13 protein-coding genes are annotated in these 14,894 nt (G+C 71.2%); 4 read left to right on the plus strand and 9 right to left on the minus strand.

The window, feature by feature from the left end; translation table 11 throughout:
• Positions 1-3 precede the first annotated feature (3 nt).
• Both E4T13_RS17340 and E4T13_RS17345 read right to left on the minus strand, forming a co-directional pair.
• Positions 4-519 (minus strand): TRAP transporter small permease, encoded by a 516-nt coding sequence (locus E4T13_RS17340; protein ID WP_137179538.1) that lies wholly within the window; start codon positions 517-519, stop codon positions 4-6.
• Between the two features lie 169 nt (positions 520-688).
• Positions 689-1,675, minus strand: a complete 987-nt coding sequence (locus tag E4T13_RS17345; protein WP_137179539.1) for a TRAP transporter substrate-binding protein — start codon at positions 1,673-1,675, stop codon at positions 689-691.
• Positions 1,676-1,816: 141 nt separating this feature from the next.
• On the opposite strand from E4T13_RS17345, the gene E4T13_RS29935 reads away from it, so the two are divergent.
• The 3 genes from E4T13_RS29935 (at position 1,817) to E4T13_RS17355 (ending at position 4,864) form a co-directional block, all read left to right on the plus strand.
• The gene (locus E4T13_RS29935) at positions 1,817-1,975 is read left to right on the plus strand and encodes a hypothetical protein (RefSeq protein ID WP_170985046.1); all 159 of its coding nucleotides are present in this window, start codon (positions 1,817-1,819) and stop codon (positions 1,973-1,975) included.
• Between the two features lie 65 nt (positions 1,976-2,040).
• Entirely contained in the window at positions 2,041-3,390 is a 1,350-nt protein-coding gene (locus E4T13_RS17350; RefSeq protein ID WP_137179540.1) for an amidase, read from the plus strand.
• 112 nt (positions 3,391-3,502) lie between these two features.
• Positions 3,503-4,864, plus strand: coding sequence for a TrkH family potassium uptake protein (locus E4T13_RS17355; protein WP_170985047.1), 1,362 nt, complete (start codon positions 3,503-3,505; stop codon positions 4,862-4,864).
• 146 nt (positions 4,865-5,010) lie between these two features.
• Here E4T13_RS17355 and E4T13_RS17360 read toward each other — a convergent pair whose 3' ends face one another.
• The 6 genes from E4T13_RS17360 to dnaK all read right to left on the minus strand — a co-directional run bounded on the left by E4T13_RS17360 (position 5,011) and on the right by dnaK (position 12,734).
• Positions 5,011-5,721, minus strand: a complete 711-nt coding sequence (locus E4T13_RS17360) for a tRNA (guanosine(46)-N(7))-methyltransferase TrmB (RefSeq protein ID WP_137179542.1) — start codon at positions 5,719-5,721, stop codon at positions 5,011-5,013.
• A gap of 162 nt (positions 5,722-5,883) precedes the next feature.
• Entirely contained in the window at positions 5,884-7,071 is a 1,188-nt protein-coding gene (gene metK / locus E4T13_RS17365) for a methionine adenosyltransferase (RefSeq protein ID WP_137179543.1), read from the minus strand.
• Between the two features lie 103 nt (positions 7,072-7,174).
• Complete coding sequence (locus tag E4T13_RS17370; protein ID WP_137179544.1) at positions 7,175-8,176, minus strand: YqiA/YcfP family alpha/beta fold hydrolase; 1,002 nt, start codon at positions 8,174-8,176, stop codon at positions 7,175-7,177.
• A 20-nt stretch (positions 8,177-8,196) separates the two neighbouring features.
• On the minus strand, positions 8,197-8,970 hold the full coding sequence (dapB, locus tag E4T13_RS17375; RefSeq protein ID WP_137179545.1) for a 4-hydroxy-tetrahydrodipicolinate reductase: 774 nt from the start codon (positions 8,968-8,970) through the stop codon (positions 8,197-8,199).
• A 583-nt stretch (positions 8,971-9,553) separates the two neighbouring features.
• A complete protein-coding gene (gene dnaJ, locus E4T13_RS17380; RefSeq protein WP_137179546.1) occupies positions 9,554-10,699 on the minus strand; it encodes a molecular chaperone DnaJ in 1,146 nt (381 codons plus the stop codon).
• A 103-nt stretch (positions 10,700-10,802) separates the two neighbouring features.
• Complete coding sequence (gene dnaK / locus E4T13_RS17385; RefSeq protein ID WP_137179547.1) at positions 10,803-12,734, minus strand: molecular chaperone DnaK; 1,932 nt, start codon at positions 12,732-12,734, stop codon at positions 10,803-10,805.
• 231 nt (positions 12,735-12,965) lie between these two features.
• Between dnaK and E4T13_RS17390 the strand changes: the two genes are divergently transcribed.
• Positions 12,966-14,252 (plus strand): DUF3422 family protein, encoded by a 1,287-nt coding sequence (locus tag E4T13_RS17390; protein ID WP_137179548.1) that lies wholly within the window; start codon positions 12,966-12,968, stop codon positions 14,250-14,252.
• A 12-nt stretch (positions 14,253-14,264) separates the two neighbouring features.
• Here the strand turns inward: E4T13_RS17390 and E4T13_RS17395 are convergent, their stop codons facing one another.
• Positions 14,265-14,840 carry a nucleotide exchange factor GrpE gene (locus E4T13_RS17395; RefSeq protein ID WP_408906394.1) on the minus strand — a complete coding sequence of 192 codons (576 nt, stop codon included), beginning with the start codon at positions 14,838-14,840 and terminating at the stop codon, positions 14,265-14,267.
• Positions 14,841-14,894: the final 54 nt, after the last annotated feature.

Here is a 14,894-nt window from a genome sequence, read left to right on the forward strand (position 1 = left end):
GCGCTACTCCAGGAAGGCGGCCTTGATGCCGCGCTGTTCAGGGCCTTCCTTGCGGAGGATGTCGAGCAGCACCTGCTCGATGGCGAACAGCGTGATCAGTCCGCCGCAGACCATCAGCGGTACGTAGGTCCAGCCCTGGCTGATGCCGAGCAGCGGGATGCGGAAGGTCCACACCATGTCCACCAGCTCGCGCGAGTAGACCATCATCGCCAGGCCGAACAGCCCGACCAGCGTGTCGCAGCCCACCGCGATCCAGCGCTGCACCTGCAGCGGCAGCGCTTCCCGGAAGCCGAGGACGGAGAGGTGGAAGCGCTCCCGCACGCCGACGGCGGCGACCGGCAGCGCGATGCAGAGGATGGACAGCGTCGCCGCGCGCTCCACCCAGGTGGGGGTGTCGTTCAGCACGTAGCGGCCGAAGACCAGCCATCCCATCATGGCGACCAGCCCCACCAGCGCACTGCCGGCGACGATGATCACGAGCCGGCAGAAGATGTCGAGCACGCGGGAGAAGATGGCCATCCAGGGATCCCTTCCCCGCTCGTCCGCTCCCTCCCCCGCGCTTGCGGGGGAGGGCCGGGGTGGGGGCACAAGGTGCGAAGTGCTCGGCAAGGTGCTGCCCGCAGCCCTGACCCTCCGCCCGCATATGCGGGGGAGGGAAGCGGACGAGCAGGGAGGTAGAAGGCGCGGCCTATGGCAGCGCGCGGATGCTCTGCACCAGCCCGGAGAGCCGCGGGTTGCTGCCCGTGTATTTCTGGTAGACCGGCTCCATGAGCTGCGCCCAGGGGCTGCGGTCGGTGATCTCGATCACCGTCACCCCGGCCTGCTCGACCCGGCGGCGGGAGGTCTGCTCGCGCTCCGCCCAGAGCTGGCGCTGCAGCGTGGCGGATTCACGCGCGGCATCGCGCAGGATGGCCTGGTCCTGCGGGCTCAGCCGGCGCCAGCGCTGCACGCCGACGGCCAGCACTTCCGGCACGTTGGAGTGCTCGGTGGTGGTGTAGAAGCGCGCGACCTCGAAGTGGCGGGTGCTCTCGTAGCTCGGCCAGTTGTTCTCCGCGCCGTCGATCACGCCGGACTGGAGCGAGGTGAACACCTCGCCAAAGGGCAGCGGCGTCGGGTTGGCGCCCATCGCGCGCATCAGGTCGATCCAGAGGTCGGAGGTCTGCACGCGGATCTTCATGCCACGCACATCGGCCGGCGTGCGCACCGGGCGGACGGTGTAGAGGCTGCGCGCGCCCGCGTCGTACCAGGCCAGCGCGATGATGCCGATCGCCTCGAGGTCCTTCGCGATCTCCTGCCCGGCCACGCCGTCGATCGCCGCCTGCATGTGCGCCACGTTGCGGAACAGGAAGGGCAGGGTCACCACCTGGGTGGAGGGTGCCAGGTTGTTGAAGGGCGACAGGTTGAAGTTGGCGAAGTCGATCGAGCCCAGCCGCATCTGCTGGATCGCCTCGTCCTGCTGGCCGAGCTGGGCGGAGTGGTAGGTGCGCATGCGGATGCGGTTGTTGGTGCGCTGCTGCACCAGTTCGCCGAAGCGGTCCATGCCGCGGCCATTGGGGTAGTCGGCGGCGTGGATGTTCCAGCCGCGCCATTCCTGCGCCTGGCCGGGCGTCGCAGCCCAGGGAATGAGGGCGGCCGCGGCGATGGCCGCAGCCTTGAGCACGCGCGTGAGCTTCATGGACGCTCTCCCTGTGGGGCGGCGAACCGCCTGGTTACCGGCGCATCATAGGTGCCACCCCGCGGCGTCTGTCAAATCGTCGCAAGGTCCGAACGCCGCCCGCTTCCATGCGCTAAGCTCGCATCTGAGCAGGTGATTTCCATGGACGCCGATGGCGGTGCGAAGCCGGACGAGATGCCGGATGTCCCACTGGTTCCGGCCGGTGCGGTGGGCTTCCTGCTGTACCCCTATGCGGTGCAGCTGATCCTTGGCAATCCGCCGGCCAACGATCTCGGCCCGGCACCGTCCGGCGCCCGCTGAAGGGCGGCTTGCGGCGGCGGGACGGGCCGCGCAGCATCCGGCCGGTTTTCGCCGGGACGACACGGATGCGCTTTCCCACCATCGCGGCCGCCGCCGCAGACCTCGCCGCAGGGCGCGTGACCGCGCGTGGGCTGGTCGAGGAGTCGCTTGCGCGAATCGCCGATCCCGCGGGCGAAGGCGCGCGGGCGTTCGTCGCCGTGCAGGCGGAGGCGGCGCGCGCGGCGGCGGACGCGGCCGATTCGCTCCGTGGAGCGGGCCGCGCGCCCAGCCCCTGGGCCGGCATCCCCATCAGCATCAAGGATCTCTACGACCAGGCAGGCGTGGTGAGCCGTGGCGGTTCCGTCGCGCTGGCCGACGCGACGCCGGCGGCAGCCACGGCGGTCTCCGTAACGCGGCTGGAACGCGTCGGCTTCGTGGTGCTGGGCCGCACCAACATGACCGAATTCGCCTTCTCGGGCCTTGGCGTGAACCCGCATTTCGGCACGCCGCGCAGCCCGTGGGATCGCGCGACCGGGCGGCTGCCGGGCGGCTCCTCCTCCGGCGCGGCGGTGGCGACGGCGGATGGGATGGGCTTCGCCGGGCTGGGCTCCGATACCGGCGGGTCCTGCCGCATCCCGGCCGCGCTCTGCGGCATCGTGGGCTGGAAGCCGACAGCGCGCCGCGTCCCGCTGACGGGCACGCTGCCGCTCTCCTTCACGCTGGACAGCCTCGGGCCGCTGGCGCGCTCGGTCGGCTGCTGCGCGCTGCTCGACAGCCTGATGGCAGGCGAGGAGCCCTGGTCGCCCGGCCTGCCCATGCCGGTCGCGGGGCTGCGCCTCGGCGTGCTGCAGGGCTATGTGACGGAAGGCTGGGATGGCGGCGTGACGGCCGCCTTCGAGCGGGCGCTGGCCCGCCTTTCCGCCGCCGGCGCGCGGGTCGAGAAGCTGGTTGTCCCCGAACTGGCCGAAATCCCCACCGCCATGGCAAAGGCCAATTTCGCCGCGGCCGAGGCCTGGACCTGGCATCGCGACCTGGTCGCCCGCAAGCGCGACGCCTACGACCCGCGCATCCTGGCGCGCATCCTGCGGGGCGAGCAGATCTCGGCCGCCGACTACATCGCGCTCGGCCAGGAACGCGCGCGGATCATCGCCGCCATCGCGCCGCGCACCGCGCCCTTCGACGCCGTGGTGCTGCCCACCTGCCCGCTGGTGCCGCCGCCGCTCGCCGCGGTGGATGAGGAGGCCGAATACGGCCGCATCAACCTGCTGCTGCTGCGCAACCCAACGGTTGCCAACTTCCTCGACCGCTGCGCCATCAGCCTGCCCTGCCACCGCGAAGGGGAAGCGCCCGTCGGCCTGATGCTGATGGGCGAGACGATGGGCGATGCGCGGCTGTTTGCCGTGGCGCAGGCGGTGGAGGCCGCCCTGGCGGCCTGATCGCCGGCCGGGAGCCCCGCGCGCCTCGCGGGTCTGGGACGCGCGGGAAACGGCTGCTCGCCGCCGTGGGGGAAGCGCATCTCCCCGCGCCCAACGGCAACGGATGACTCCGGTGCAATCTTCCCCCCGGCGGCGCGCCACGCGGCTGCATGCGCGGGTTCATCACTGGCTGACGCGGCCGAACCCGGTCCGCTACGTCGCCTTCGGCTATCTCTCCTACATGGCGGTCGGCTGGGCGCTGCTGGCGCTGCCCATCGCGCAGCAGGCGCCGGTCGCAGCCGTGGACTCGCTGTTCATCGCGGTGTCGGCGGTCTCCACCACGGGTCTCGTCACCGTCGATCCGGCTGGCGCCTTCACCACCTTCGGCGAGGTGGTGATCGTCGCCCTGATCCAGGTCGGCGGCCTCGGCTTCATGACCATCGGCTCCTTCGCCTGGGCGGCGCTGTCGCGCCCCGCCAACGGGCTGCGGGACCGCGTCGCGCGGATGGTCTTCTCCGTCGCGGCCACGCAGGATGTGCGCCGCTTCCTGCGCCGCGTCGTGATCTTCACGCTGGTGGTCGAGACGCTGGGCGCGCTGGCGCTCTACCCCCGCTTCGCCGCGGCCGGCGTGCCGGATGCCGCCTGGGTCGCGCTGTTCACCAGCGTCTCCGCCTTCTGCACGGCGGGCTTCGCGCTGTTCTCCGACAGTCTGGAGGGCTTCGCGGCGGATCCGCTGGTGCTCGGCATCGTCGCGCTGCTCAGCCTGCTGGGCGCGCTCGGCTTCCTCGTCGTGTCGGAATTGTGGGACCGCGTGCGGGGCCATCTGCCGGCGCTCGGCGTGACGTCCCGCCTGGTGCTGCGCGCGATGCCGCTGATGGTGCTGGGCGGGGCGGCGCTGCTGCTGGCCGTCGAGCCGGGCATCCGCGACCGGCCATGGTCCCAGGCGCTTTCCGCCGCGCTGTTCCAGTCGATGTCGGCGGCGACCACGGTCGGCTTCAACTCAGTTCCGATGGCGGGGCTTGTCCCGGCCTCGGTGATGGTCCTCTACCTGCTGATGCTGGTGGGCGCCTCGCCCTCGGGCACCGGTGGCGGGCTCAAGCTGACCACGGTCGCGGTGCTGGCCGGCCTGGTGCGCGCGACGGCGCGTGGCGAGGCGCAGGTCCGGCTGCTCGGCACGCCGGTGCGCGAGGAGCGCGTGCGGCAGGCGGCGAGCGTGCTGGGCGTCGCGGTGGCGGTGCTCGGCGTCGCGCTGTTCCTCCTCTCGCTGACCGAAACGGCGGATTTCGAGCGGCTGCTGTTCGAGGCGCTGTCCGCCCTCGGCACGGTCGGCCTGTCGCTCGGCGTGACGGGGGAACTCAGCACGGCGGGCAAGCTGATCATCATCGCGCTGATGGCGATCGGGCGCATAGGCGTCCTGGGCTTCGCGGTGGCGATCGCGCTGCGCGCGCGGCGGGAGGCGCCGAGCGCGACGCCGCCGCAGGATGTCGCGCTCTGATACCGAGCGCATGAAGGCCCGACCTGCGCCCGCCGAAGGCGGGCGAGGCCGCGAATGCGGCCCGCCGCCTATGCGGCGAGCCAAGCCAAGCGCCGGCGATTGAGGGCACGAAGGTGAAACCTTCGTGCGCCTGGTATGAGACCGATTCAGCGCCGGCGGAAGGTCCAGTAGATCGGCGTGCGGCCCTCGCGCAGCGCCTTGGCTTCGTAGCGCGTGCCGGGCCAGTCGGTCGGGCGCTGCACGACGCGGCCGACCGGTTCGAAATCGGCGGCGTCGCGCATCACCTCCTCCGTCCAGGCCTGGTAGGTCGGATCGTCGCTGGCAATGCGCCAGATCCCGCCGGGCTTCAGCGCGCGCGCGACGAGCGGCAGCAGGGAGGGATGCACGAAGCGGCGCTTGGCGTGCCGCGCCTTCGGCCAGGGGTCGGGGAACAGCAGGAACAGCCGGTCGAGCGACGCCTTCGGCAGCGCGCCCAGCAGGTGCCGCGCATCGGTCGGCCACAGGCGCAGGTTTGGCGGCAGCGCCCCGGTCGCCTCCTCGCCCTCCGCCGCCAGGCGCGTCAGCAGCGAGCACAGCCCGTTCTCGAACACCTCGGAGGCGATGTAGGCGACCTCGGGATGTGCCGCGACCTGATCGAACGCGTGCTCCCCGCCACCGAAGCCCACTTCCAGCCACAGCGGCGCATCGCCCATGCCGAAGGCGGCGCGCGGATCGCGCGCCTGCTCCGCCGTCAGGCGCAGGCGCGGCAGCGTGACGTCGAGCAGCCGCTGCTGCCGTGGCCGCAACGGGTGGCCGCGGCGGCGGCCATAGAGGCGGTCCGGGACGCCTTCGGCGAGCGGCGGGCGGTCGGCGGTCATGGGGTCTTCCGACGAGAAAGAGCGGCAGGTTTGCGCCTGCCGCCCCCGAAGCGTCCTGCGCGCGAAGCGCGCCGCGCGCAGACCATCAGTTGAGCCGAGCGCGCCATGTCTGAGGCGCGGAAGCCAAGCGGCCGGAGGCCGCGCCCGGCGTCTGAGGAGAAACTACCGCCCGAAGGCGCGCTTCAGCTCGTCCACCAGGTCGGTCTTCTCCCAGGTGAAGGTGCCCTTCTCCGGGTCCGGCGTGCGGCCGAAATGACCATAGGCGCTGGTCGGCACGTAGATCGGGCGGTTCAGGTGCAGGTGCTCGCGGATGCCGCGGGGGGAGAGGTTCACCAGCCCGTCCATCACCTTCGCCAGCTTCACCTCGTCGATGTCGCGGCCGGTGCCGTGCAGGTCGAAATACACCGACAGCGGCTTGGAGACGCCGATCGCGTAGCTGACCTGGATCGTGCACTTGTCGGCCAAGCCGGCCGCGACGACGTTCTTCGCCACGTAGCGCGCCGCATAGGCGGCCGAACGGTCGACCTTGGTCGGGTCCTTGCCGCTGAAGGCGCCGCCGCCATGCGGGGCCGCGCCGCCATAGGTGTCCACGATGATCTTGCGCCCCGTCAGGCCGCAATCGCCATCGGGGCCGCCGATCACGAACTGGCCGGTCGGGTTCACGTAGAACTCGTTGTCCGGGCACATCCACCCCTTGGGCAGCGTGCTCTCCACGATCGGGCGCAGCAGGCGCTTGATCTCGGCCTGCTCCATGCCCTCGACATGCTGTGTGGAGACCACGACCGAGGTCGCCTGCACCGGCTTGCCGTCCACGTAGCGCAGCGTCACCTGGCTCTTCGCGTCGGGCAGCAGACCCTTCACCGCGACATCGCCGTTGCGGCGCATCTCGCTGATGCGGCGCAGGATCATGTGCGCGTAGTAGAGCGGCGCGGGCATCAGGTCCGGCGTTTCCGTGCAGGCATAGCCGAACATGATGCCCTGGTCGCCGGCGCCCTCGTCCTTGTTGCCGGCGGCATCGACGCCCATCGCGATATGCGCGGACTGGGCATGCAGGTGGCACTCGACGCTGGCGTTCTGCCAGTGGAAGCCTTCCTGCTCGTAGCCGATGTCATGGATCGCCATGCGGGCCAGGTGCTGCAGCAGGTCCGGGGTGACGCTGCCGGGGCCGCGGACTTCGCCCGCGAGCACCACGCGGTTGGTGGTCACCAGCGTCTCGCAGGCCACGCGCGAATAGGGATCGGCGGTCAGGAAGGCGTCGAGGACGGTGTCGGAGATACGGTCTGCCACCTTGTCCGGGTGGCCCTCGGAGACGCTCTCCGAGGTGAACAGATACTCGCCGGTATCGCGCATGGCTTGGTTCGGCCTCTTGTCGCGTGGAAGGGCCGGCAGACCCCGGCCAGGGAGGGCCCGGCCGATCCGGGACGGGGGCGTATCGCAGCGCAGTGAGGCAGGGTCAAGGCGGCGCGGCCGCGCCGCCCGCTGCTGCCGCAGCGTCGTTTGCGGCCTGCGTCACGCGCGCATCAGGCTCCGTGCCGGTGCGGGCGCACACCGCGAGGTAGGTCCGCACCAGGCGCCGGTGCAGCGGCCGGCGCAGCACCGCAAAGGTCAGATAGGGCAGGGCCTCCGCATGGCGGCCCACAACGGTGAGATGCGTCCCCAGTGCCGCCTGCAGCCAGATATGCAAGGGATCGAGCAGCAGCCCCTGGCGCAGCGCCGCTTCGCGCGTCTCGGCCGGTCCCTGATTCGCACGATTCAGGTGGTATTGCGGGCTGGCCTCGACCCGCGCGGCGATCTCCGCATGGACCTGTTCGGCGCTCGGCGCTTCCTGCATCACGCGGCGGACGATGACGGAGAGCGCGCCGGCCTCGGCCAGGACCTTGCCGATGGTGTGGCCGCCGCCGGGCAGGTCGATCCGCACGACATCGGGGGCGTTCTGCGCGATCAGCGTGGCGTGCTCCGTATCGAGCGTCAGCGGGTCGGAGAAGACGAAGTGCCGGCAGCGCTGGGCGATGCTGCCATCCCAGTCGAGGAAGTGGATCGCCTCCGCCTCGGCCGCCCAGCGCGGCTCGAAGGGCACCAGGCGGCGCTGGATGCTGAATTGTGGCGCCAGCGCGATGCTGCGCGCCGCGCCGAAGCGGTCGGCCAGCGTCACCGCGGCATAGCCGCCCATGCTGGCGCCGACCACCGTCGCCCCGGGTGCCACCGCCGCGGCGACGGCCGCCATGCAGGCATCGAGATCGGCGTATTGGTACCACTTGATGTCCGCCGGCACGATGTGCAGCGCATTGACCTTGTATTTCGTCGCAAAGCTTTCGCCGAAGGGCCGGCGCTGATTGCCGCGCCACAGCGGCTCGAAGGTGACGAGTTCGAAACCGGTGCCGTCCAGCCGTGCCGGATCGGTCACGTTGGGCACCACCCGCAGCGTGTCGGACCGGTAGAGGTCGGGTCGGCTCACGGCGTTTCGGTCGTCCTGGCTCAGCGGATGCCGAGGACGTCCTGCATGCCGTAGAGGCCGGGCAGGCGGCCCTGCAGCCAGAGCGCGGCGCGTACCGCGCCGGTGGCGTAGGCGCGGCGGTCGAAGCTCCGATGGGTCAGTGCGATGTGCTCCGTCGCGCCGGCGAAGAGCAGCGTGTGCTCCCCCACCACCTGGCCGCCCCGGAGCGCGGCGAAGCCGATGGCGCCGGTGGCGCGGGGGCCGGTGTGGCCGTCGCGCCCGCTTTCCTTGCCGGCTTCCTCCAGCGTGGTGCCGCGGCCCGCGGCGACGGCGCGCCCCATGGCGATGGCGGTGCCGGAGGGTGCGTCCACCTTCTGCCGGTGGTGCATCTCGACGATTTCCGCGTCGTATTGCGCGGCGGGCAGGGCGGCGGCCATGCGCTCGGCCAGCGCCAGCACCAGGTTCACGCCGGGCGAGAAATTGGCGGCATAGACGATGGGGGCGCGTTGCGCGGCTTCGGCGACGGCGCGTTCCTGCGCGGCGTTGAGGCCGGAGGAGCCGAGCACCAGCCCCTTGCCGGCGGCGGTCGCGAGGGCGGCGTGCGGCGCGGCTTCCTCGGCATGGGTGAAGTCGATCACCACGTCGGAAGCGGCGAACAGCGCCGCGGCATCCGGCAGCAGCGCGGCGCCTGGCGGTGGCGCCTTGTCGGAGCCGGGGCGGACGGTGCCGCCGGCCAGCGTCGCACCCGCGGCGGTCACTTCCTCAGCCAGCAGGCGTCCCATGCGGCCTGCGATTCCGGCGATCCCGATGCGCATGCCGCACCCTCCCACAAAGAGGTTGCTGATTCGCCCTTGGATGCGGAGGGGTCAAGCGTCGAGGCGGCCGGAAAGGCGGCGCGCGCTGCGCGCCGAGGCGCCGAATGGCGCCCGCCGCCAGTGCGGCGAGCCAAGGCCGCGGATGCGGCCGCCTGGCGCTTGAGGGCAACGAGAGAATGCGGCGCGCGCTGCGCGCCGAGGCGCCGAATGGCGCCCGCCGCCAGTGCGGCGAGCCAAGGCCGCGGATGCGGCCGCCTGGCGCTTGAGGGCAACGAGAGAATGCGGCGCGCGCTGTGCGCCGAGGCGCCGAATGGCGCCCGCCGCCAGTGCGGCGAGCCAAGGCCGCGGATGCGGCCGCCCGGCGCTTGAGGGCACTCAAAACACAACAACGCCCGGCCGAATGGCCGGGCGTTGTTGGGGGGCGGGCGGCGGCGCGGGTGGGACCGTCTCCGCGCCGCCGCCTGCCGAAGCCGCCGCTGGGGGGAATGCGACGGTCCCAGCTTGAACGCCGCCTCCCGTCGGAGGTTTCCTCGCATGGCAGGCCGACGCCCCAGCACGCGGCCTCACATCGCCGTTGGTGCGCTCAGCGCCCGAGGCCGTCCCAGAACTCCTTCACCTTGGCGAAGAAGCCCTCGCTTTCCGGGCTGGACTTGCCGGACTTGTCGGCCTCGCGCTCGAACTCCGCCAGCAGCTCCTGCTGGCGTTTGGTCAGATTCTGCGGGGTCTCCACCGCGACCTGGACGTACATGTCGCCCCGTGCCGCGCTGCGCAGCACCGAGAAGCCCTTGCCGCGCAGACGGAACTGGTCGCCGGTCTGGGTCCCCGCGGGGATGGTGACCTTGGCACGGCCGCCATCCACCGTCGGCACCTCCACCGCGCCGCCGAGCGCCGCCTGGGTCATGCGCAGCGGTACGCGGACAAAGATGTTGGCGGCATCGCGCTGGAAGATCGGGTGCGATCGCACGGCGACGTCCACATACAGGTCGCCCTGCGGCGCGCCGCGCAGCCCGGCCTCCCCCTCTCCGGTCAGGCGGATGCGCGTGCCGTCCTCGACGCCCGCGGGGATCGTCACCGAGAGGGTCCGGTCGCGCTGCACCCGGCCCTGGCCGGCGCAGACCTTGCAGGGGTTCTTCACGATGCGGCCGGAGCCGCCGCAGGTCGGGCAGGTCCGCTCGATCAGGAAGAAGCCCTGCTGCGCCCGCACCTTGCCCGAGCCGCCGCAGGTGCCGCAGGTCGCCGCCGCCTGGGCCGCGGGGCCTTCCGCCCCGGTGCCCTTGCAGGCCTCGCAGGCGACGGAGGTGGAGATGCGGATGGTCTTCTTCGCGCCGGCGAAGGCTTCCTCCAGCGTCACCTCGACCGCGGTGCGCAGGTCGCTGCCGCGCCCGACGGGCCCGCCGCGGCCACGGCCGCGCACGCCGCCGAACATCTCCTCGAAGATGTCCTCGAAGGCGCCGCCGAAGGGATTGCCGCCGGCGAAGCCGCCACCGGGACCGCCGCCGCCCTGCTCGAAGGCAGCATGGCCGAAGCGGTCATAGGCGGCGCGCTTCTCGCCGTCCTTCAGGACGTCATAGGCCTCGTTGAGCTCCTTGAACTTCACCTCGGCCGCCTTGTCGCCCTGGTTGCGGTCCGGATGGTACTGCATGGCGAGCTTGCGGTAGGCCTTCTTCAGGTCCTCCTCGCTCGCGTCCCGGGCGACGCCCAGGACCTGGTAGTAGTCACGCTTGGCCATGGGGCCGTCGGTCCTCGATGCGCGGCAACTGCGACATGGCAGCGCCCGACTTCCTTGCGGAAGCCGGGCGCGCCGGTTCTAGCCCCTGTACGGAGAGGCCCCGTTACGAGGGCTTCTTCTTGTCGGGATCGACTTCCTCGAACTCGGCGTCCACCACCTTGTCGTTCGGGTTGCCGCCCGGGCCGCCCTGCGCACCGCCGCCGCCGGCCTGCTGCTGCTGCTCGGCCGCCTGCTGCTGCTTGTAGAGCGCCTCGCCCATCTTCATCGCCGCCTGCGAGAGCTTCTCGGACGCGGCGCGGATCGCGTCGGCGTCCTGGCCTTCCATGGCGCCGCGCGCTTCGGTCAGCGCGTTCTCGACCTCGGCCTTCTGCGCCGCGCCGATCTTGTCGCCGTTCTCCTTCAGCGTCTTGTCGGTGGAATGCACCAGCGCGTCGAGCTGGTTGCGCGCCTCCACCGCTTCGCGGCGCTTCTTGTCGGCCTCGGCATTGGCCTCCGCCTCGCGCACCATACGCTCGATGTCGCTGTCCGACAGGCCCGACTTGGCCTGGATCTTGATCTGCTGCTCCTTGCTGGTGGCCTTGTCCTTCGCGCTGACGGAGACGATGCCGTTCGCGTCGATGTCGAAGGTCACCTCGATCTGCGGCACGCCGCGCGGCGCGGGCGGGATGCCCTGCAGGTCGAACTGGCCGAGCAACTTGTTGTCCGCCGCCATCTCGCGCTCGCCCTGGAACACCTTGATGGTCACCGCCGACTGGTTGTCGTCCGCGGTGGAGAACACCTGGGACTTCTTGGTCGGGATGGTGGTGTTGCGGTCGATCAGACGGGTGAAGACGCCGCCCAGAGTCTCGATGCCGAGGGACAGCGGTGTGACGTCCAGCAGAAGCACGTCCTTGACGTCGCCCTTCAGCACGCCGCCCTGGATGGCCGCGCCGATGGCCACGACCTCGTCGGGGTTGACGTTGCGCGCGGGCTCCTTGCCGAAGAACTGCTTCACCGCCTCGATGACCTTCGGCATGCGGGTCATGCCGCCGACCAGGATCACCTCGTCGATCTCGCCGGCCGAGAGCTGCGCGTCCTTCAGCGCCTGCTTGCAGGGCTCGAGCGTGCGCTGGATCAGGTCATCGACCAGCGCCTCCAGCTTCGCGCGCGTCAGCTGCAGCACCAGGTGCTTCGGGCCGGACGCGTCGGCGGTGATGAAGGGCAGGTTGATCTCGGTCTGCTTGCTGGAAGACAGCTCGATCTTCGCCTTCTCGGCCGCTTCCTTCAGGCGCTGCAGCGCCAGCCGGTCGCCGCGCAGGTCGATGCCCTGCTCCTTCTTGAACTCGTCCGCCAGGTAATCGATCACCCGCGCGTCAAAGTCCTCGCCGCCGAGGAAGGTGTCGCCGTTGGTGGACTTCACCTCGAACACGCCGTCGCCGATCTCCAGAATGGAGACGTCGAAGGTGCCGCCGCCGAGGTCGTAGACCGCGATGGTGCCGCCCTTCTTCTGGTCCATGCCGTAGGCGAGCGCGGCGGCCGTCGGCTCGTTGATGATGCGGAGCACCTCGAGGCCCGCGATCGCCCCGGCTTCCTTGGTGGCCTGCCGCTGCGCGTCGTTGAAGTAGGCCGGGACGGTGATGACGGCCTGGGAAACCTTCTCGCCGAGGAAGGCCTCGGCGGTTTCCTTCATCTTGGTCAGGATGTAGGCGCTGATCTGCTGCGGGGCGTATTTCTTGCCCTCGACCTCGACCCAGGCGTCGCCATTATCGGCGCGCACGATGGAATAGGGCACCAGGCCCTTGTCCTTCGAGACCATGGGGTCGTCGTAGCGGCGGCCGATCAGGCGCTTAACCGCATACAGCGTGTTCATGGGGTTGGTGACGGCCTGCCGCTTTGCGGACTGGCCGACGAGGCGCTCGCCGTTCTTGGCGAAGGCGACCATGGAGGGGGTGGTGCGGGCACCTTCGGCGTTCTCGACGACCCTTGCGTCCTTGCCTTCCATGATGGCGACGCAGGAATTGGTCGTGCCGAGGTCGATGCCGATGACCTTGCTCATCCGTATGAAACTCCTCTGTGGCGGCGTGGGGCGGCCCCGAAGGCACCGCGCCCGGCCCCTGCCGGATGGGGGTGGGAATTGGATCGCTGTGACATATTCACCGCACCGTGGCGCGGCAAGGGGTCAGCCCGATTCCGGATCGCCTTTGTGGGCAGTGCGGGCGTCGGCGCCCCGCAGGCTTTCAATCGCCTACCCCGCGCCGCGCCGCCCCGCTATCGTGCGCCCCGCGAGATGATCCAGACCCTCCCCCTGCATCCCGACCGCGACCTGCTGGCCGGCGAGCTGCACGCGCGCCCGTCGCTGCCGCTTGTCACCCCCGTCGCCATCACGCGCCTGGCCTGTGTCACCGACGCGGCCGCCGAGAAGGGCGCCGCCATCGCGCATCTGGCGCTGCTTTGCCGTCGCTACGGCGTGGCGCCGCCGGCGCCGGGCTCGGATTTCTGGATCGGCGATTTCGGGCGCTTCTCCCTGCGCTACGAGCGCCACACCGAATTCGACGGCTGGACCTTCTTCCGCCCCGGCCCGGACGCCGCCGCGCCCGACCCCTTCGACGAGACGGCGATCGAGGCAGTGCCGACCGACTGGCTTGCCGCCCTCCCGGGCCGGACCCTGGTCGCCAGCCATATCGCCGTGACCCGCAGCGCCGGGGAGGACGAGCCGCCGCCGCCCTCCTGCTTCGCGCCGGACAATCTGGCGGGTGCCAATCTCAGCGCGGGCGCGGCCACCTGCTGGACCGATTTCCGCCTCGGCCCGGACGGCTTCACCCGGCTGCTGCTGCAGGACCACGGCATGACGGCCGCGCTGGCCGGCCGCCTGGCGCAGGCGCTGTGGGAGATCGAGACCTACCGGATGCTGGCCCTTCTCGCGCTGCCCGCCGCCCGCGCCGCGACGGCGGAACTGGCGCGCGCCTCGGAGCGCCTGGCCGCCATCGCCGGCCGCCTGCCCGGCCTGAGCGAACTGGAGGAGGAGCGCACCGCGCTCGAGGAACTGACCGACCTCGCCACCGGCATCGAGCAGCAGGCGGCGATCACCGCGGACCGCTTCTCGGCGGGGCGCGCCTACCACGCGCTGGTCGGGCGGCGGCTGCACCTGCTGCGGGAACAGCGCCTGCACGGCCTTCCGACGCTGACGGAATACCTGGAGCGGCGGCTCGACCCGGCGATGGCGACGGTCGATGCGGCGCGCAACCGCATCCAGACGCTCTCCACCCGCTGCGCCCGCGCGCTGGAACTGCTGCGCGCCCGCGTGGCCGTGGCGCAGGAGGAGCAGACCCAGCGCCTGCTGGCCGCCATGGCCGATACCGGCCGCGCCCAGCTTCGCCTGCAGGAGACTGTGGAGGGCCTCTCGGTCGCGGCGATCAGCTACTACGTGCTGTCGCTGCTGGGCTATGCCATCAAGCCCTTCGCCTTCGGCGGCTGGCTCAAGGGCGAGATGATCGTGGCGATCCTGGTGCCGGTGATCGCGGCCATCGTCTGGACGCGCATGCGCCGGCGCCGGATCAAGCCCTCGCTGCTGTAGCCGGGGACGGGGTCAGCCCTTCCCCGCCACCACCACCATCGCCGGCTTCAGCAGCCGCCCGTTCAGCGTCCAGGACGGGGTCCAGGCCTGGATCACGGTGCCGGGCGCCACGCCCTCCGGCGCGGGCTGCTCGGCCATCGCCTGGTGCAGCTCGGGGTCGAAGGCGGCGCCCTGGGCGTCCTTCTTCTGGATGCCGTGGCGCTCCAGCATGGCAACGAAGCCGCGCTCCACGCCCTCGAAGCCGTTGCGGAGCTTGGCCAGCAACTCGTGCTCGCCCTCCTCGGCCTTCGGCAGGCTGTCCAGGCCGCGGCGGAGGTTCTCGGCCGTCTCGACCACGTCGCGGGCAAATTTCTGCACCGCGTAGAGCCGCGCCTCCTCGGCCTCCCGCTTGGCGCGGGCGCGCAGGTTCTGCATCTCGGCCTCGGCGCGCAGCCACTTGTCGCGCAGCTCCTGCACCTCGGATTCGAGCGCGAGCAGACGCTCCTCCTGGCTCATCAGGGGCGCTTCGGTCGTGTTCATCTCGGGGCCGGAGGGCGGATGCTCCGCCGCTTGTCCGGTCGGCGTCTCGGTCTTCTCGTTCATCGTCATCATCGGGGAAGGAGGGAGTGGCCGCCCGGAGGGACGGCGCGTTGCCTGTCAGGT

Source organism: Roseomonas sp. AR75 (genome assembly GCF_005222815.1).
In the GTDB taxonomy this organism is placed as follows: domain Bacteria; phylum Pseudomonadota; class Alphaproteobacteria; order Acetobacterales; family Acetobacteraceae; genus Falsiroseomonas.